Raw genomic sequence first — 18,133 nt, forward strand, 5'->3', positions numbered from 1 at the left:
CGTACAAAATTTTTGCAGTATGACCGATCAGAAAGTCGAACTGGATATCGAACTGAACGAGGAGGTGGCACAGGGAACCTATGCCAATCTGGCCATTATCTCGCATTCGGCCTCGGAGTTCGTGCTGGACTTCGTGCGCATGATGCCCGGAATGCCTAAGGCAAAGGTCAAAAGCCGGATCATCCTGACCCCCGAACATGCCAAACGCCTCTTGCAGTCGCTTCAGGAAAATATTACCCGCTACGAGAATATCGTCGGGAAAATCGAAACCCACACCCCCGAAACGCCCCCCATCATGGGGTTCGGCGGGGGAATCGGACAGGCCTGATCCCCGTGGGGTACGGGCGGCTGCCGAAAACCGATCTTTGCCTGGGAGCATAGAAAGGAGCGGGCCGGTAAAGCAGTGTGTGCTGCTTTGCCGGCCCGCTCTGTTTTTTCGGTGCAACAAGGCCAGGGGCGTGTCTCTTGTTCGGTAGGGTCAGCGCAACGCCTGTTCGAGTGCGCGGGCCAGTTGATCGGGGCACGATGTGCCGCGTCCCTTGCAGTCGGTGCCACGCAAACGGGCGATCACTTCGTCGGCCCGCATTCCCGTGGCCAGGGCTGATACGCCCTGCGTGTTGCCGTGGCAGCCGCCCGTGAAACGGATCGAACGGATTACGCCGTCTTCCAGCTCAATGTCGATCTGTCGGCTGCATACGCCCTGGGGTGTGTAGGTAACGTGTTTAATCATGGTCGAAAGTTAACTGCGGATTTGTCCGTCGCCGCGGACGATGTATTTGTAACTGGTCAGCTCGCGAAGCGCCATCGGGCCGCGGGCGTGAAGTTTCTGGGTGCTGATGCCGATCTCGGCCCCCATCCCGAACTGGGCGCCGTCGGTGAAGGCGGTCGAGACGTTGCAGTAGACGCAGGCTGCATCCACCCGACGGACGAAGGCGTCGCAGGCCTCAGGGTCTTCGCTGATGATGGCTTCGCTGTGTTTCGAGCTGTAGCGGGTGATGTGGTCGATGGCTTCGTCGAGTGATCCGACGGTGCGGATCGCCATCCGGTAGGAGAGGAACTCCGTACCGAACGATTCAGGCGTGGCCGGCTTCAACAGCGGGGTGGGGTAGTTGCTGCGCAGGGCTTCGAATGCCTCGGGGTCGGCATAGATCGTCACGTTGCTGTCGGCCAGCATGTTGCAGATCAGGGGCAGGTCGTGCAGACGCTCGCGGTGGATCACCAGGCAGTCCAGAGCGTTGCAGACGCTCACGCGGCGGGTCTTGGCGTTGTTGACGATCTGCGCCCCTTTTACCTTGTCGCCGGCGCGGTCGAAGTAGGTGTGGCAGATGCCGGCGCCGGTCTCGATCACCGGAACACGTGCGTTGTCACGCACAAAGCTGATCAGACGCTGGCTGCCGCGGGGGATGACCAGGTCGACATAACCTACGGCTTCGAGCATCTCGGCCGTGGCGGCGTGGTCGGCCGGCAGCAGCTGCACGGCGTCGGGTTCGATCCCCTCGGCCGCAAGGGTCGAACGGATCAGCTCCACGATGGCTTCGTTGGAGTGCAGCGCGTCGCTCCCGCCTTTGAGTATCACGGCGTTGCCCGACTTGAAGCAGAGCGAAAAGCAGTCGAAACCGACGTTGGGACGTGCTTCGTAGATGATGCCGATCACGCCGAACGGAACGCTCACCTTGGTGATGGTCATGCCGTTGGGACGGGTGGTCTGGTCGAGGGTCAGGCCGACGGGGCTGGGCAGCGACGCTACGTTGCGCATGTCGTCGGCAATGCCCTGGAGCCGCTCCGGGGTGAGCTTCAGCCGGTCGTAACGCGGATCCGACGGATCCATCCGTTCCAGATCCAGGGCGTTGCTCGCCAGAATGGTCTCGCTGCACGGGCCGATCCGGTCGGCCACGGCTCGCAGCGTGCGGTCTATGGTTGCGGCGTCCAGCAGTGCCAGCTTGCGGGATGCGGCACGCGCGCGCTCGAAAATTTCGGTACAGGTTGTCATGTCTGTGGTGTCGTTCGGGTTACAGTTCAACCGCCAAAGGTACGGATTTTTCGTTTGCGAGGGCCGTCCGGCACGTGGTTTGAAGCCAATGAGAATAATATAAAATGCGGTCTGTCCGTTAAAAAAGAGAAGAAATATTTTAACTTTGTAAAGTATCGTGCGTCAAAGTTTTAAAGAGCCCGAAACGGTCGTTTCCGACCATGTACGACGATCTTTGTGTCAGAAAAAACATAACGCCATGAAAAAATCCCTCATCCTGATGATCCTCTCCTGCTGGGTCGTGGCGGGTGCCTTCGCCCAGAACGGAGGGTATGTCGATGACCTCTACCGAGGCTCGACGCGAAAAAGCAAAGAGGCTGCGGCCAAACAGGCGGCTAAAATTCAGCAATCGCAGCAAACACAACGCATGCCGGTCAACTGGACCCCGGCACAGCAAACCGAATCGACCGAAGAACTCGCGCCCGATATGGGCACGGCCGATCACGACTGGGGCGAACTGGTGACCAGCTATGACGAAGCTCTCGAACGGCGGCTGGATGCCTACAAAAATTACCGGGAAATGGATGACACTTACTGGGATCTGATGGAAAGTTACCATGCGATGCTCAGTAGAAAATATGACCCGGATCTCTACAATGTCATTACCTTCGGGAATGAGATGTGGGTCGAACCGGTCTACATCTCGGCCCTGTTCGACGGCAGCGACCCGGCGGCCGGTGTCCAGGCTAAGGAGTTTCTGACCGTCCCTGCCAAAGTCAGCGTCAATGTCAATATCAATCCTTGGGGGTGGGACGACCCGTGGGACTATTGGTGGTATGCCCGCTGGCGGCGCTATCCGTGGAACTGGGGATATTATGGCCCCTACTGGTGGGGGCCCTCATGGACCTGGGGGTGGACCGGATACTGGGGACCTTCGTGGGCCTGGGGACCCGGATGGTGGGGTCCTGGTTATTGGGGACCTGGCCATTGGGGACCGGGTTACTGGGGACCCGGATGGTGGGGCCCCGGCCACTATCCGCCCTATTGGGGTGGCGGACATGGACCGCATTACGGTCGTCCGGTGATTTGGGGTGACAACCGTCCCGGATGGGGACCGGCTCCCGGCTATCGTCCCGGTGGCGGCACGGGCGGACGTCCCTCCTACTCGGGCGGTTTCCGACGCAACGAAAACGGTACGGCAGTCTCCATCAATAATGGCGGCAGCGCCGTGAACCGTCGGCCGGGAAATTCATCGATCCGACCCGGTGGCAGCCAAAACCTCTACAACCCGTCGCGACCCACGATCAGTGGCGGAAACAGTGGCACCGTTTCGCGTCCCGTTGAACGCTCCTATCGTCGCGAGGTGAATACCTCGACGCCGACAACCAGACGGCAGACGCAATCCACTCAAACGCCTTCGCGCAGCAGCCAACCGACCTATTCTGCTCCTTCGCGTGGCAGTGGCTCGTTTGGTGGCGGCGGTGGCGGATCCATCGGTGGAGGTGCGTCGCGAGGTGGCGGCGGTGGTGGATACCGCAGATAAACCCCGGTGTGCCACAGCAGACGGCTGCATACGGAGAGAGGAGGGGAAGTAGCTGGGGGGAAGGTGACGCAGGACAGGCGGCGGGGAGACGACGTGTGAGGACGATGGCCTGGCATTGGGTTGCAAGTTGCAGCCCCGGAGGAGATGATGATTGCCCGTGATGCCGTGGAAAGCGCCGGAGAGTGAGGGGGTGAGGGGAGTCGGAGGTCTAAACGAACAGCCTCGGTGTAACTGGCTCCAGAAGTAATCTTAAACCGACGGCGGCGGGTGCCGTTCGTCCCGATTAGAAACAGCGGGACACTTCTCACCAAAGAAGCCTGTCCTCGAAAGAAATAGCGATCGATTATGAAAAATAACCTGATACGGGCCACGCTGGCGGTAGCCGCAGGAGCAGCCCTCATCGCGACTCCATACACTGTACAGGCTCAGGGCGCCGAAGAACTGCTGCTCTTCTCGCGTCAGAATTTCGGGATTTCGAGCGCCCGGTCGGCCGGTATGGGCGGGGCTTTCACCTCGCTCGGCGCCGACGCTGCCTCGATGAGCATCAACCCCGCCGGGATGGCCATGTACGGCAGCGGCGAAGTGAGCGTCAGTCCCGGACTCCGGATCACCGGACGCACGGCCGACTACAGCGGATCGGCCGGGAACGTCTCCAACAACCTCGGCAATACCAAGGCGAACGTCGGGAGCTTCTCGATGGTTTATGCCGGTGAAAACTTTGCCGTCGGATTCGGTATGAACCGACTCGCCGACTTCAACGGCCGAAGCCGTGCGATCGGCTATGGCGAAAACTTCTCCATGGGCGACATGTTCGTCGAACAGCTCTACGGAGTGCCTACTTCCGGTATCGGTTCGCCCGACCGGGATATCTATCAGGCCTTCTACAACTATCCGCCGGCCATGTGGGGTGCCATTATGGGCTACCAGACCGGTATGCTCGATCCGGTTGAAGGTTCGACCCCGCCGGCCTACACCATGGCAAACATGATCCAGAGCGGGACGCTGCTCTATCCGGAGTGGTACCGTCGCACGTCGGGAGCCATCAACGAATATACCCTCAGCGGGGGCTACAATTTCCAGGATGTGCTCTATATCGGGGCGACCCTCGGGATTCAGGACATCTATTACAACCGTTTCGACACCTATTCCGAAATTACCTCGGCCAATAACGTCGGGCTCCACAGTATGTACTACGACCAGAACCTGCGCATGAGCGGGGCGGGGGTCAACCTCAAGGTCGGGGCGACGGTGCGGCCGCTGCCGTGGCTGCGTGTCGGCGTCGCTTACCACTCGCCTACGTGGATCAACATGAGCGAAGAGTATGATGCCAACATGACGGTCTTCTATACCGAACTCAAAGAGGGGTATGACTACGGGTACAGCGATACGCCCATTCTCCGTAACGAATACAACCTGCGTACTCCGTCGCGCCTGCTGGCCGGCGTATCGGCTACCATTGGAACGCTCGGTATCGTCAGCGTCGATTACGAACGTACCTGGTATCAGCATATGAAGTACACTTCGGACGGTTATGCCGATGTCAACGAACAGATCAAGGGAACTTACGGCCCCTCTGACGTGATTCGGGCCGGGGTCGAATTCCAACCCATCACCTCCCTGTTCCTGCGTGCCGGTTACGGTTACAGCACGTCGGTGTACCAAAACAAGGACTACAAACAGTACGGCGAATATCAGCAGTGGTCGGGTGGTATCGGTTACCGTACCCGCTCGGTCAATATCGACCTGGCCTATGTCTATGGCAGTGCCAAACAGATGCCTTTCAAACCGTTCGACTATACGGCTTCGGACGGATACCGGGTGGCCACCGACGGTACGATCTACACGTCGGACAAAAATCATAACATCATCCTGACCGTGGCGTTCAAGTTTTAGAACGATGGATGCTCGCGTCAGGCAGCGTAGCTCGGGTGAATCCGTGCGTTCCAACCGCATGGGTGAGCGATGCAGGCCTGGGGAGAGAAGGCAGGCGCTGGCCGGAAAGTGGGTAAGCGCATAATAAAGACTTTTGTTTAACTTACCAATTTGATGAAAATGAAGAAAATTCTGTTGTGTGGCGCATTCCTTTGTGCGATCACTGTGACGGCTTTTGCCATGAAAGCCAATGACAACACGAAAGAAAAACCGAAAACAGAATGTTGCCAGGCTTGTGTGTGCAAGGAGTGCAAAGGCCCGCAGGAGTGCGTTCGCTGTCGCGACTGTTCGCGGCGAGCCGATTGCCAGGTGCAGCAAAAATGTACGCGCAAAGGGGCAAAGTGTGATCGTCCGTGTCAGGGGCGTAAGGCTCCTGGATGCCGGGCTGGGAACGGACAGCGTCGCTAAATCTGATTGTAGCCGGCTGACGACTGAAGGTCGGTATTGGTAAATAGTCGGGCGGAGTGCCAAAGGGTGCTCCGCCTGTTTTGTTTTAGGAATGGTTCTCGGGAACGAGGTCTATGATGAACGGGAGTGAAGTGTGAGTATAAAAAATGTGTATGAGGTTGATATATATAGGAAGGATGTGTCGGGCATAAGTGTCATGCTTGGAGTTGAGGGCACTCGTGTCGTGGGTCAGTTACGTCTCGGGGCGATAGGTTCAAAAGTATAAGAGCCTGCAAAGAGTTTGTGGATGTAGCGGCGTGAGGTGTCAAAGTATCTAACGGTTTCGAATTGATTTGTCTGGGGGAGATGGCTGATTTGTTAAGGAATATTTTGTATGAGTGGGATGGATTTTATCTATCAGGTGTCTTTAACCATATAATCCGGGAGCAGTGACGTAGGTGTTAGTGTGGTGTTTTTTGTGGGGATGTTCAGACTCTGTAATCGTGTATCGACAGATGTGTCGTTGATCCGGGACCGGAATCCTCTACGGCTATGATCCGTTCTGCGAGGTCCCGCAACTCTATGTCTGTGGATCGGAGTATTAACGGGCAGACTATCATTCCGTTGGGTTTTTCCGGCGGAATGCCTATCTTTGCGCATCAGAAAAAACACTACTGTATTAACTCATGGCAAAAGAGCTCAAAGACCTCACCTCACGCGACGAAGATTACAGCAGATGGTATAATGACCTGGTGGTCAAAGCCGGTCTGGCTGAAAATTCCGCTGTCCGCGGTTGTATGGTCATCAAACCCTACGGCTACGCAATCTGGGAAAAAATGCACGATGCGCTGGACAAAATGTTCAAGGATACCGGCCACGTCAACGCCTATTTCCCGCTCTTCATCCCCAAATCCTTCTTCTCCAAGGAGGCTCACCACGTCGAAGGCTTCGCTAAAGAGTGTGCCGTGGTGACCCACTACCGCCTCAAAAACGACCCCGACGGCAAAGGCGTGATCGTGGATCCCGATGCCAAACTCGAAGAGGAGCTCATCGTTCGTCCTACGTCCGAAACCATCATCTGGAATACCTATAAGAACTGGATCCAATCCTACCGCGACCTCCCCATCCTCTGCAACCAGTGGGCAAACGTCGTGCGCTGGGAAATGCGTACCCGCCTCTTCCTGCGTACCGCCGAATTCCTCTGGCAGGAGGGCCACACGGCACATGCTACCAAAGAGGAGGCTATCGCTGAAGCGAAAAAAATGATCGGTGTCTATCGCGACTTCGCCGAAAACTGGCTCGCCCTGCCGGTGATCGTCGGTCACAAGAGCGACAGCGAACGTTTCGCCGGTGCGGACGATACGCTCACCATCGAAGCACTCATGCAGGACGGTAAGGCGCTTCAGTCCGGTACGTCGCACTTCCTCGGCCAAAACTTCGCCAAGGCTTTCGACGTCCAGTTTACCAACAAGGAAGGTCAACTCGACTATGTGTGGGCTACTTCGTGGGGCGTCTCGACCCGACTGATGGGAGCGCTTATCATGGCTCACTCGGATAATAACGGTTTGGTGCTGCCTCCGAAACTGGCTCCGATCCAGGTGGTCATGGTGCCGATCTACAAAGGTGAAGAGGAACTCAAAACCATTGTCGCACGGATGGAAGAGATTGCCGCTGAACTCAAAGCCAAAGGTATCTCGGTCAAAATCGACGACCGCGACAACGTGCGCAGCGGCTTCAAGTTTGCCGAGTACGAACTCAAAGGGGTGCCGGTGCGTCTGGCCATCGGGCCGCGTGACCTGGCTGGTGGAACGATCGAACTGGCTCGTCGCGATACCCTCTCCAAAGAGGTCGTTCCGGCGGAAGGAATCGCTGATCGGATCGAAAAACTGCTCGACGAAATCCAGCAGAACATCTACAACAAGGCTCTGAAGTTCCGTGACTCGATGATTACGAAAGTCGACACGTACGACGAGTTCAAAAAAGTGCTCGAAGAGAAGGGCGGCTTTATCCTGGCTCACTGGGACGGAACGCCCGAAACCGAAGAGCAGATCAAGAACGAAACCAAAGCCACGATCCGTTGTATTCCGGTTAATGCGCCCGAAGAAGAGGGTGTCTGCATCATCTCCGGCAAACCTTCGCATCGTCGCGTGCTGTTTGCTAAAGCCTATTAGAAAATAGCCTTAAGTCCGATATGCCTCCGTCAGAACCTGTGTTCCGGCGGAGGTTTTTTGTGAGTATGTCTCAATAATAATTCGTGTAGTTACAGCCCATTGCTCGGCGCGAGCACGCGCGGCCCGCCCGGCCTGAGGGCAGTCGAAGAGGGCTGGCGGCTGCATGTGCTGGCCAGGTATTCCAAAAATAAGCTATTAACGTATTCGTGTAGTTACAGCCCACTGCTCGGCGCGAGCACGCGCGGCCCGCCCGGCCCGAGGGCAGTCGAAGAGAGCCGTAGACTGCACGTGTTAATTAGGTATTCCAAGAATAAGCTATTAACATATTCGGTAATTACAGCCCATTGCTCGGCGCGAGCACGCGCGGCCTGCCCGGCCTGAGGGCAGTCGAAGAGGGCTGGCGGCTGCACGTGCTGGCCAGGTATTCCAAGAATAAGCTATTAACGTATTCGTGTAGTTACAGCCCACTGCTCGGCGCGAGCACGCGCGGCCGCCCGGCCCGAGGGCAGTCGAAGAATGTGGTACATATTAAAGTATGTGTAATCCACATGCAATTCCACACAAAATAATCCCCCATCTTCACTCTAGTCCTTCAAAACCCCTCTGCCCGCATTTTCACGCAGAATGAAAATCTGTTAAAAAATAGACAAACATCATTCCCATTATACAAAACAAGCCGAAAAAGGCTACCTTTGCAGCTCCTAACATAGCAAGAGACAACAATAACGACAATCGAACAGATATGAAAGTAGCAGTATTCGGTGCGACCGGACTGGTCGGCGGCCGCATGTTGACCGTACTCGAAGAACGTAATTTCCCGGTAACGGAACTGATCCCCATCGCCTCGGAACGCTCGGCAGGCAAGAAAGTCACCTTCCAGGGTAAAGAATGGACCGTCGTGACCCCGCAAGTCGGACTCGATATGGGACCGCAGCTCGCCATCTTCTCGGCCGGCGGCCAAACCTCGCTCGACTGGGCACCCAAGTTTGCCGAAACCGGCTGCTATGTGGTCGATAACAGTTCGGCATGGCGCATGGATCCCACCAAGAAACTCGTTATCCCCGAAATCAATGCCGACGTGTTGACCCCCGAAGACCGGATCATCGCCAACCCGAACTGCTCGACGATCCAGATGCTGATGGCGCTGGCGCCCATCTATCGCACTTACGGTATCCGCCGTATCGTCGTGTCGACCTACCAGGCCATCACCGGTACCGGTATGCGTGCCGTAACCCAGATGGAAAACGAACGCAACGGCATCATGGACGGCCCGATGATCTACCCGCACGTGATCGACCGCAACTGTATCCCGCAGTGCGATAGCTTTACGGACAACGGTTATACCAAAGAAGAGATGAAACTCGTCAACGAAACCCACAAAATCTTCGGTGACGACTCGATTCTCGTCTCTCCGACTGCTATCCGTGTGCCGGTGGTCGGCGGCCACTCCGAATCGATCAACGTCGAAACCGTCAAGGATTTCACGATCGAAGAGGTGCGTAGCCTGCTCGAAAATACGCCCGGCGTGAAGGTGGTTGACTGCCCGGAACGTTCGGAATACCCGATGGCTGTGACCGCCCAGCACCACGACGAAGTCTTCGTGGGCCGTCTGCGTCGCGACATCTCGAACCCCAAGGCGATGAACATGTGGGTCGTGGCCGACAACCTGCGTAAAGGTGCCGCTACGAATGCCGTTCAAATCGCTCAATACCTCCTCGCCAAAGGATATATTCAGGCATAAGCGTTTTCCGCTGTTTTGTCCGAGGGCCGCTCTCCGTATTTGTTTGGAGAGCGGCCCTCGTGTTTTGAGGCTGTACCTCTTACCGCGGGCTTCTCAAACCCAACGCCAATGATTGACCGTAGGTGGTCAGTGAGTAAGGCAGTATCTGTGGCGGAGGAAGTGTGTTGTGTTTGATCTATTGTATGCGGGTTGTATGCGGAACGGGAGAGGTGAGGCCTGTGGTGAGGACTGTGGTGAGGCCTGCGGCGGTCGGGCGAAATCTGCGTGGAAAATCGGTGCCAAATCCCTATATTTGTAAGAATACATAATCCCGATACAGATATGGTACTTGCACTGATCTACGATTTCGATGGCACGCTCTCGCCCGGCAATATGCAGGAGTATGATTTTATTCCGGCTGTGGGAAAGGATAATCGGGAATTCTGGGACAACTGTAACCGGATGGCGGAGCAGAACGACGCCGATCCGATCCTGACCTATATGAATGAGATGATCCGGCAGGCGACGGTCAGCGGCGTGTCGCTCCGACGAGAGGCGTTCGCCGAGTCGGGACGAAAGGTCAAACTCTATGAAGGTGTCGAAAGCTGGTTTTCGCGCATCAACCGTTATGGCCAGGCGCGGGGGGTGCAGGTCGAACATTATATCAACTCGTCGGGGCTGCGCGAAATGATCGAGGGGACGTCGATCGCCAAACATTTCCGGAAAATCTTTGCCAGCTCGTTCCTCTATTCGGTCGACGGCGTGGCCTATTGGCCCGGAGTGGCGGTCAACTATACCAATAAAACGCAGTTTATCTTCAAAATCAGCAAGGGTATCGACAGTGTGTATGACTCGCGGGCGGTGAACCGTTTTGTCCCCGAGGAACAGCGTGCCGTCCCCTTTACCCACATGATCTATATCGGCGACGGTACGACCGATATTCCCTGTATGCGCCTGGTGAAGGAGAAACAGGGTCATTCGATCGCTGTTTATAATCCGGCGGATAAAGAGGTGGGCCATTCGCTCCGGCAGCTGGTCGAGGAGCATCGCGTCAACTTTGTGGCGCCGGCCGACTACTCACAGGGCAGCCGTCTGGATGAGGTAGTGAAGGCAATTATTGATAAGGTGGCGGCGGATGATCGGCTCAAAAAACTGGAACTGTAAAGTAGGCTGAAGATTTTTTTGTTGCGCTTTCCCCCTTTTTTTAGGGTTTAATGATGTTGGGGGGTGTAGTATGGAAGTGGTGTGGATTTAGGTGGATTTTGGGTTGTGGCGGAGTTATGGGGTAAAAAAAGTAAAAATTTTTTCGGGGTATAAGTTATTGATGGATTGAAAGATATGTCGATGGATTAATTTTTCGTGAAAAAATAGTTTCGAAAAAATTTGCAGAAGTAAAAATTGTGCCTACCTTTGCATCCGCAATCACGAAACAACGACGCTCTTTCAGAAACGGCCGCAAGGCGACGATGAAAAAAAGTCAAAAAAAGTTTGGTGGTTTTGAAATTTTGAATTATCTTTGCACTCCGTTTCGAGAGCATTTCGGCAGAGCCGGGATGACAGGAGAGATGGAGGAACGATAAGATAAGTTCTTTGAAGTATTGCAGTGTAGTACAAGTTTTCTTTCGAAGTTCAGTGATGAACGACGAAAGGCGAACAAAGCTTAGTCAATTTTTTTGTAAGTTAGTGAGATAAGAGCTAAGGATACGACTTGGAAACAAGTCAAACAAATTTTCATTTTACTATGGAGAGTTTGATCCTGGCTCAGGATGAACGCTAGCGGCAGGCCTAACACATGCAAGTCGAGGGGCAGCGAGACAAAAGCTTGCTTTTGTTGTCGGCGACCGGCGCACGGGTGCGTAACGCGTATGCAACTTGCCTCATACTGGAGGATAACTCGGAGAAATCCGGACTAATACTCCATATGCTTATCGGAGGCATCTTTGATAAGTGAAAGATTTATCGGTATGAGATAGACATGCGTGACATTAGCTAGTTGGTGAGGTAACGGCTCACCAAGGCAACGATGTCTAGGGGTTCTGAGAGGAAGGTCCCCCACACTGGTACTGAGACACGGACCAGACTCCTACGGGAGGCAGCAGTGAGGAATATTGGTCAATGGGCGAGAGCCTGAACCAGCCATGCCGCGTGCAGGATGACGGTTCTATGAATTGTAAACTGCTTTTGTACGGGAATAACGGTCTCTACGTGTAGGGATGTGCATGTACCGTACGAATAAGGATCGGCTAACTCCGTGCCAGCAGCCGCGGTAATACGGAGGATTCGAGCGTTATCCGGATTTATTGGGTTTAAAGGGTGCGTAGGCGGTTCGGTAAGTTAGAGGTGAAAGGTCAGGGCTTAACCCTGGGACTGCCTCTGATACTGTCGGACTGGAGAGCAGATGCAGCAGGCGGAATGAGTAGTGTAGCGGTGAAATGCTTAGATATTACTCAGAACACCGATTGCGAAGGCAGCTTGCTAATCTGTATCTGACGCTGATGCACGAAAGCGTGGGGAGCGAACAGGATTAGATACCCTGGTAGTCCACGCAGTAAACGATGATAACTCGTTGTCGGCGATAGACAGTCGGTGACCAAGCGAAAGCGATAAGTTATCCACCTGGGGAGTACGACCGCAAGGTTGAAACTCAAAGGAATTGACGGGGGCCCGCACAAGCGGAGGAACATGTGGTTTAATTCGATGATACGCGAGGAACCTTACCCGGGCTTGAAAGTTAGTGACCGACCCTGAAAGGGGTCTTTCCTTCGGGACACGAAACTAGGTGCTGCATGGTTGTCGTCAGCTCGTGCCGTGAGGTGTCGGGTTAAGTCCCATAACGAGCGCAACCCCTGTTCATAGTTACCAGCATGTAGTGATGGGGACTCTATGAAGACTGCCGGTGTAAACCGCGAGGAAGGTGGGGATGACGTCAAATCAGCACGGCCCTTACGTCCGGGGCGACACACGTGTTACAATGGCCGGTACAGAGGGCAGCGACATAGTGATATGGAGCGAATCTCGGAAAGCCGGTCTCAGTTCGGATTGCAGGCTGCAACTCGCCTGCATGAAGTTGGATTCGCTAGTAATCGCGCATCAGCCATGGCGCGGTGAATACGTTCCCGGGCCTTGTACACACCGCCCGTCAAGCCATGGAAGCCGGGGGTGCCTGAAGTACGTGACCGCAAGGAGCGTCCTAGGGCAAAACTGGTAACTAGGGCTAAGTCGTAACAAGGTAGCCGTACCGGAAGGTGCGGCTGGAACACCTCCTTTCTGGAGCCTTGTCTCACAGACAAAAAAACACTGCAATACTTTTTTGTTGAATTGATTCGGAAGCAATTCCGACGTAATAGTCTCGGCAACGAGACACCCAACAAAGTTCATTGACACGGATTAAGAACGAGTAAGAGAAACGACCTTGCTCATTGAGAGATGAGCGAGGAAGAGAATAAACTAGTTCGATATCGCGAGATATCGGATGCCATGCTTGAGCATGGTAGCAAAGAAAGTATGCAAGGGCGTACGGGGGATGCCTAGGCTTATGGAGGCGACGAAGGACGTGTTAAGCTGCGATAAGCGCCGGGGATCTGCAAAAAAGAATTGATCCGGCGATTTCCGAATGGGGAAACCTGTCAGGCTGAAGGCCTGTCACTCACAGCAATGTGAGAGCCAACCCGCTGAACTGAAACATCTAAGTAGGCGGAGGAAAAGAAAGAAAACTCGATTCCCTTAGTAGCGGCGAGCGAAGAGGGAATAGCCTAAACCATTCATGTTACGGCATGGATGGGGTTGTAGGACCACAAACGATCATGACAACGAACTGGAATCAACTGGAAAGTTGAGCCATAGCGGGTGAAAGCCCCTTACAGGTAAGTTAGTTATGTGACAGTGGTATCCTGAGTAGGGCGGGACACGTGAAATCCTGTCTGAATCTGCGGGGACCACCCCGCAAGGCTAAATACTCCCATAAGACCGATAGTGGACCAGTACCGTGAGGGAAAGGTGAAAAGTACCCCGAACAGGGGGGTGAAAAAGAACCTGAAACCGTACGCCTACAACCTGTCGGAGCCCCTACGTGGGGTGACGGCGTGCCTTTTGCATAATGAGCCTACGAGTTACTCATCACCGGCAAGGTTAAGAGCCAAGAGGCTCGAAGCCGAAGCGAAAGCGAGTCTGAACAGGGCGCCAAAGTCGGTGGTGGTAGACGCGAAACCTTGCGATCTACCCTTGGCCAGAATGAAGGTGAGGTAGAACTCACTGGAGGTTCGAACCGGTAAACGTTGAAAAGTTTTCGGATGAGCTGAGGGTAGGGGTGAAAGGCTAATCAAGCTGGGAAATAGCTCGTACTCCCCGAAATGCCTTTAGGGGCAGCGTTGACGGAGTATACTGGAGGTAGAGCTACTGATTGGATGCGGGGGCTTCACCGCCTACCAAATCCTGACAAACTCCGAATGCCAGATATATGATCGTCAGCAGTGAGCCGCCGGGTGCTAATGTCCGGTGACAAAAGAGGAACAACTCAGACCAACAGCTAAGGCCCCCAAACATACGCTAAGTTGAACGAACGATGTGCGACTGCAGCGACAGCTAGGATGTTAGCTTGGAAGCAGCTATTCATTTAAAGAGTGCGTAACAGCTCACTAGTCGAGCGGTTGTGCGTGGATAATAAACGGGCATCAAGCGTATTGCCGAAGCTTTGGACTCCTTCGGGAGTGGTAGGGGAGCATTCCATCGACGTCGAAGCGGTATCGTAAGGTATCGTGGAGTTTATGGAAAAGCAAATGTAGGCATAAGTAACGATAAGGCAGGCGAGAAACCTGCCCACCGCAAGACCAAGGTTTCCTGATCAACGTTAATCGGATCAGGGTTAGTCGGGACCTAAGGGCCAGCCGAAAGGCGATGCTCGATGGACAATCGGTTAATATTCCGATACCCGCTTAATTGGCGATGGAGAGACGAAGGAGCGTAAGATCCGCCTACTGACGGAATAGTAGGTTAAAGGTCGTAGGTAAAGAGTGAGGTTAACAGCTTCACTTTGCTGAAAGCCGACAGTACAGAGACCCTTCGGGGAATTTGATAGTGATCCCAAGCAGGCTTCCGAGAAAATCTTCTAAGCTTAACAGTTAAGCGGCCCGTACCGTAAACCGACACAGGTGGTCGAGGAGAGTATCCTCAGGTGCTCGAGTGAGTCACGGTTAAGGAACTAGGCAAAATGACCCCGTAACTTCGGGAGAAGGGGTCCTCACAGCGATGTGAGGCGCAGCGAAAAGGTCCAGGCGACTGTTTAACAAAAACACAGGGCTATGCAAATTCGAAAGACGACGTATATGGCCTGACACCTGCCCGGTGCCGGAAGGTTAAGAGGGGATGTCATTCGCAAGAAGAAGCATTGAATCGAAGCCCCGGTAAACGGCGGCCGTAACTATAACGGTCCTAAGGTAGCGAAATTCCTTGTCGGGTAAGTTCCGACCTGCACGAATGGTGTAACGATCTGGACACTGTCTCAACCGTGAGCTCGGTGAAATTGTAGTCCCGGTGAAGATGCCGGGTACCCGCAACGGGACGGAAAGACCCCGTGAACCTTTACTGCAGCTTAACGCTGGATTTGGGTACAAGATGTGTAGGATAGGCAGGAGACTATGAATGGGCGTCGCCAGGCGTTCAGGAGTCGCCGTTGAAATACTGCCCTTTTTGTGCTCGGATCCTAACCCTTATGGGGACACCGTTTGGTGGGTAGTTTGACTGGGGTGGTCGCCTCCAAAAGCGTAACGGAGGCTTCCCAAGGTACCCTCAATACGGATGGTAATCGTATGTAGAGTGCAATGGCACAAGGGTGCTTGACTGCGAGACCGACGGGTCGAACAGGTGCGAAAGCAGGGCATAGTGATCCGGTGGTTCCGAGTGGAAGGGCCATCGCTCAAAGGATAAAAGGTACTCCGGGGATAACAGGCTGATCGCTCCCAAGAGCTCATATCGACGGAGCGGTTTGGCACCTCGATGTCGGCTCGTCACATCCTGGGGCTGGAGAAGGTCCCAAGGGTTCGGCTGTTCGCCGATTAAAGTGGCACGCGAGCTGGGTTCAGAACGTCGTGAGACAGTTCGGTCCCTATCTGTTGCGGGCGTAGGAGATTTGAGGGGTTCTGACTTTAGTACGAGAGGACCGAGTTGGACTGACCTCTGGTTTACCGGTTATGCCGCCAGGTGTATCGCCGGGTATCCATGTCGGGACGGGATAAGCGCTGAAAGCATCTAAGCGCGAAGCCCACCCCAAGATTAGATCTCCCTTGAGGGTCGTAGAAGATGACTACGTTGATAGGCTACAGGTGTAAAGGCAGTGATGTCAAAGCCGAGTAGTACTAATCGCCCGAAAGACCTTTCTTTGCATCGGATCTCTTACTGGTTCTTAAGACTGTGTTAACATATGAACCAGCGATGGTTCATAATGATACAGGACTAGCAATAGTCATTACCTTTCAGGTGGCAATAGCGGTAGGGCTCCACCTCTTCCCATTCCGAACAGAGAAGTTAAACCTGCCCGCGCCGATGGTACTGCATATTTATGTGGGAGAGTAGGTCGCCGCCTCCTTCAAGGGGTTCATCATCTCGATGAACCCCTTTTTTATTGCCTATATTTTTCCTATGCGGACTTAAGAAGAGGTTTATAACGAGTTGTGGAGATTTCCATGCCGGGTGTTTTTACGTCAGGCTCCTTCTCTTCTTAAGGTTTTGTTTGCATTCTCAGCGGGTTTCTCTGTATTCTCAAAGAAGCAGCTGTTCTACCTTTCCCAAACCACCAGGCGTTAGTGTGGCTATTCTTCGCCGTACATTACTTCGTTTACGGCATGGTGCAGGCCGCGCATGTACAGTTTGAAAAAATGGGTGTACTCCGTTGTGCTACGTATCCAGCTATCCACCACAAAAAGTATTCTCGTTTCGGTGTAGTAGCATTTTACCATTCGATACTCTTCATTTGCTTTGTTGATCGCGGCACGCATGGTGAGCTCTTCGTCTGTACCCATGTCTTCCGGTTTGGAAAAAGAGATAAAAGTCTTTACGAATAACTCGTTCTCATCTCCATCCTGAATGATAACGTAGCATTTTAGATCCTGGTAGGTAAACAGAATATCGCCATCCGCATCTATCAGGGGTGCATATCCGTTATCTCGCATATAGGCCATGATCTCTTTTTGTGTGCGCTTGGCGTAAGCTGAGGGCTCATCATCGGCCCATACTGTTGTGGGGGCTACTAGCGATGCTATGGCAAACAGCAGTAAAGTGAATCTTCTTTTCATAGTAATTGTGCTCATATTAGAGTTTATTGATGATAGGTCCCCTTTTCCAGAAACTTTCCCGCTGTGCTGCAATCTGTCGCTTTTGTTTAAGCTTCTGTGATACTCTTTGTCGCATTTCTGTGGAGTTTCGAGAATCGGTATAATTTCGTGCAGACTTATCTCATGCGGGGGGATTTCTCAGCTAGTGGTACATGAGTTTGGAGCCGTAGGGACGTATGCTTTTGCGTAGGAATTCTTGTTTTTCCAGTTTAAAGTTGACGGGAACAACGATATAGCATCGGACAGGTTCGCCTGTAAAAAGTTTTGCAGGTTCCCACAAGGGAGCTTGCAAGGCTAGTTGGAGAACGACGTTACTTAGAATAGGACTCGGTGATTCCATGATGCTGTCAAACGTCATGGAGCCGTTCTTCTCAATGATAAAACGGGTTACGACGCGTCCCTCGATCTTCTGGTCCATTAAATCCGAGGGGTACTCGATTCGTTCGGATAGCCATTTGGCGAATTTGTTGACACCTCCCCCCTGAAACGAAGGCGGAATCCCATTTTCGTTTTTGTCGGCTTTATTGTCTTTTTTTGCGAAGCTCATGCTGCTGCATAGTGCCACCAGACAAAGCACTAAAAGTGTACGTAAGGTTTTCATGGCAGATATATTTGTTGGTTCAGTTGAGATGTAAGCGTATTGGGACGACAATTTCGTGCGATGTGGCTCGACTGCAGTTGTCGGTGGCTGGGTTCCTGAACAACTCCGGTATGTTCCGCAATGCACGGAGCACGCTTTTGCTGAGCACTGTGTCCGAAGAGGAGATGATCCGGATGTTGCTGAGCGTCCGGTACGGTTCGATACCGAATGAGGCATAAAACCGTCCCGAAACTTTTCGTAGGGTAGTATGCGCGGGTAACCGATCCGTTTAGTCAACCACGATACGAATTCGGGGTTTATCGGTTTGTTTTTGAAAAGCGCCTCTTGTGATGCACAGGAGACGGTCTCTGGCGGGCGGGCGCATGGAGAGAAGGCGGGAGAGAGTACCCGCTTTGGGAGTGAGAACAGACTGACCGGTTGCCAGGATCCCGGACGATAGGAGGGTACGAATCGGATTCATGGCAGGATGTTTTTGAAAGACATCT

10 protein-coding genes, 3 rRNA genes and 1 pseudogene are annotated in these 18,133 nt (G+C 53.7%); 9 read left to right on the forward strand and 5 right to left on the reverse strand.

Annotated features, from left to right (window positions below):
- Positions 1-19 precede the first annotated feature (19 nt).
- Positions 20-328: a DUF3467 domain-containing protein gene (locus tag BQ5379_RS07625; RefSeq protein WP_071134884.1), complete on the forward strand. Its 309-nt coding sequence runs from the start codon at positions 20-22 to the stop codon at positions 326-328.
- 150 nt (positions 329-478) lie between these two features.
- Here the strand turns inward: BQ5379_RS07625 and BQ5379_RS07630 are convergent, their stop codons facing one another.
- Positions 479-730: a TIGR03905 family TSCPD domain-containing protein gene (locus BQ5379_RS07630; protein ID WP_071134885.1), complete on the reverse strand. Its 252-nt coding sequence runs from the start codon at positions 728-730 to the stop codon at positions 479-481.
- Between the two features lie 9 nt (positions 731-739).
- Positions 740-1,990, reverse strand: a complete 1,251-nt coding sequence (locus BQ5379_RS07635; RefSeq protein ID WP_071135592.1) for a glutamate-5-semialdehyde dehydrogenase — start codon at positions 1,988-1,990, stop codon at positions 740-742.
- A gap of 238 nt (positions 1,991-2,228) precedes the next feature.
- Here BQ5379_RS07635 and BQ5379_RS07640 point away from each other — a divergent pair, with 238 nt between their 5' ends.
- The 8 genes from BQ5379_RS07640 to rrf all read left to right on the forward strand — a co-directional run bounded on the left by BQ5379_RS07640 (position 2,229) and on the right by rrf (position 16,302).
- Complete coding sequence (locus tag BQ5379_RS07640; RefSeq protein WP_071134886.1) at positions 2,229-3,512, forward strand: dermokine domain-containing protein; 1,284 nt, start codon at positions 2,229-2,231, stop codon at positions 3,510-3,512.
- 345 nt (positions 3,513-3,857) lie between these two features.
- Positions 3,858-5,405 (forward strand): OmpP1/FadL family transporter, encoded by a 1,548-nt coding sequence (locus tag BQ5379_RS07645; RefSeq protein ID WP_071134887.1) that lies wholly within the window; start codon positions 3,858-3,860, stop codon positions 5,403-5,405.
- Between the two features lie 1,112 nt (positions 5,406-6,517).
- Positions 6,518-8,002 (forward strand): proline--tRNA ligase, encoded by a 1,485-nt coding sequence (gene proS, locus BQ5379_RS07650; RefSeq protein ID WP_071134888.1) that lies wholly within the window; start codon positions 6,518-6,520, stop codon positions 8,000-8,002.
- A gap of 742 nt (positions 8,003-8,744) precedes the next feature.
- Entirely contained in the window at positions 8,745-9,743 is a 999-nt protein-coding gene (locus BQ5379_RS07655) for an aspartate-semialdehyde dehydrogenase (RefSeq protein WP_071134889.1), read from the forward strand.
- 321 nt (positions 9,744-10,064) lie between these two features.
- Complete coding sequence (locus BQ5379_RS07660) at positions 10,065-10,886, forward strand: HAD family hydrolase (RefSeq protein WP_071134890.1); 822 nt, start codon at positions 10,065-10,067, stop codon at positions 10,884-10,886.
- 574 nt (positions 10,887-11,460) lie between these two features.
- A 16S ribosomal RNA gene (locus BQ5379_RS07665) occupies positions 11,461-12,989 on the forward strand.
- Positions 12,990-13,218: 229 nt separating this feature from the next.
- A 23S ribosomal RNA gene (locus BQ5379_RS07670) occupies positions 13,219-16,097 on the forward strand.
- A gap of 92 nt (positions 16,098-16,189) precedes the next feature.
- A 5S ribosomal RNA gene (gene rrf, locus BQ5379_RS07675) occupies positions 16,190-16,302 on the forward strand.
- Together the 16S, 23S and 5S rRNA genes form the textbook arrangement of a ribosomal RNA operon.
- A 223-nt stretch (positions 16,303-16,525) precedes the next feature.
- Here rrf and BQ5379_RS07680 read toward each other — a convergent pair.
- The 3 genes and pseudogenes from BQ5379_RS07680 to BQ5379_RS11455 form a co-directional block, all read right to left on the reverse strand.
- Positions 16,526-17,008 (reverse strand): YbjN domain-containing protein, encoded by a 483-nt coding sequence (locus BQ5379_RS07680; RefSeq protein ID WP_159431231.1) that lies wholly within the window; start codon positions 17,006-17,008, stop codon positions 16,526-16,528.
- Positions 17,009-17,189: 181 nt separating this feature from the next.
- On the reverse strand, positions 17,190-17,648 hold the full coding sequence (locus tag BQ5379_RS07685; RefSeq protein WP_083377652.1) for an energy transducer TonB: 459 nt from the start codon (positions 17,646-17,648) through the stop codon (positions 17,190-17,192).
- Positions 17,649-17,667: 19 nt separating this feature from the next.
- Positions 17,668-17,892: pseudogene (locus BQ5379_RS11455) on the reverse strand (hypothetical protein); the annotation flags it as partial.
- Between the last annotated feature and the right edge of the window lie 241 nt (positions 17,893-18,133).

It is taken from the genome of Millionella massiliensis (assembly GCF_900104655.1).
Lineage (GTDB): Bacteria > Bacteroidota > Bacteroidia > Bacteroidales > Rikenellaceae > Rikenella > Rikenella massiliensis.

Coding starts and splice junctions, on each gene's coding strand:
- BQ5379_RS07625 (WP_071134884.1), top strand. CDS start 20: ATGACCGATCAGAAAGTCGAACTGGATATCGAACTGAACGAGGAGGTG.
- BQ5379_RS07640 (WP_071134886.1), top strand. CDS start 2,229: ATGAAAAAATCCCTCATCCTGATGATCCTCTCCTGCTGGGTCGTGGCG.
- BQ5379_RS07645 (WP_071134887.1), top strand. CDS start 3,858: ATGAAAAATAACCTGATACGGGCCACGCTGGCGGTAGCCGCAGGAGCA.
- BQ5379_RS07680 (WP_159431231.1), bottom strand. CDS start 17,008: ATGAAAAGAAGATTCACTTTACTGCTGTTTGCCATAGCATCGCTAGTA.
- BQ5379_RS07630 (WP_071134885.1), bottom strand. CDS start 730: ATGATTAAACACGTTACCTACACACCCCAGGGCGTATGCAGCCGACAG.
- BQ5379_RS07635 (WP_071135592.1), bottom strand. CDS start 1,990: ATGACAACCTGTACCGAAATTTTCGAGCGCGCGCGTGCCGCATCCCGC.
- BQ5379_RS07685 (WP_083377652.1), bottom strand. CDS start 17,648: ATGAAAACCTTACGTACACTTTTAGTGCTTTGTCTGGTGGCACTATGC.
- BQ5379_RS07655 (WP_071134889.1), top strand. CDS start 8,745: ATGAAAGTAGCAGTATTCGGTGCGACCGGACTGGTCGGCGGCCGCATG.
- BQ5379_RS07660 (WP_071134890.1), top strand. CDS start 10,065: ATGGTACTTGCACTGATCTACGATTTCGATGGCACGCTCTCGCCCGGC.
- proS (WP_071134888.1), top strand. CDS start 6,518: ATGGCAAAAGAGCTCAAAGACCTCACCTCACGCGACGAAGATTACAGC.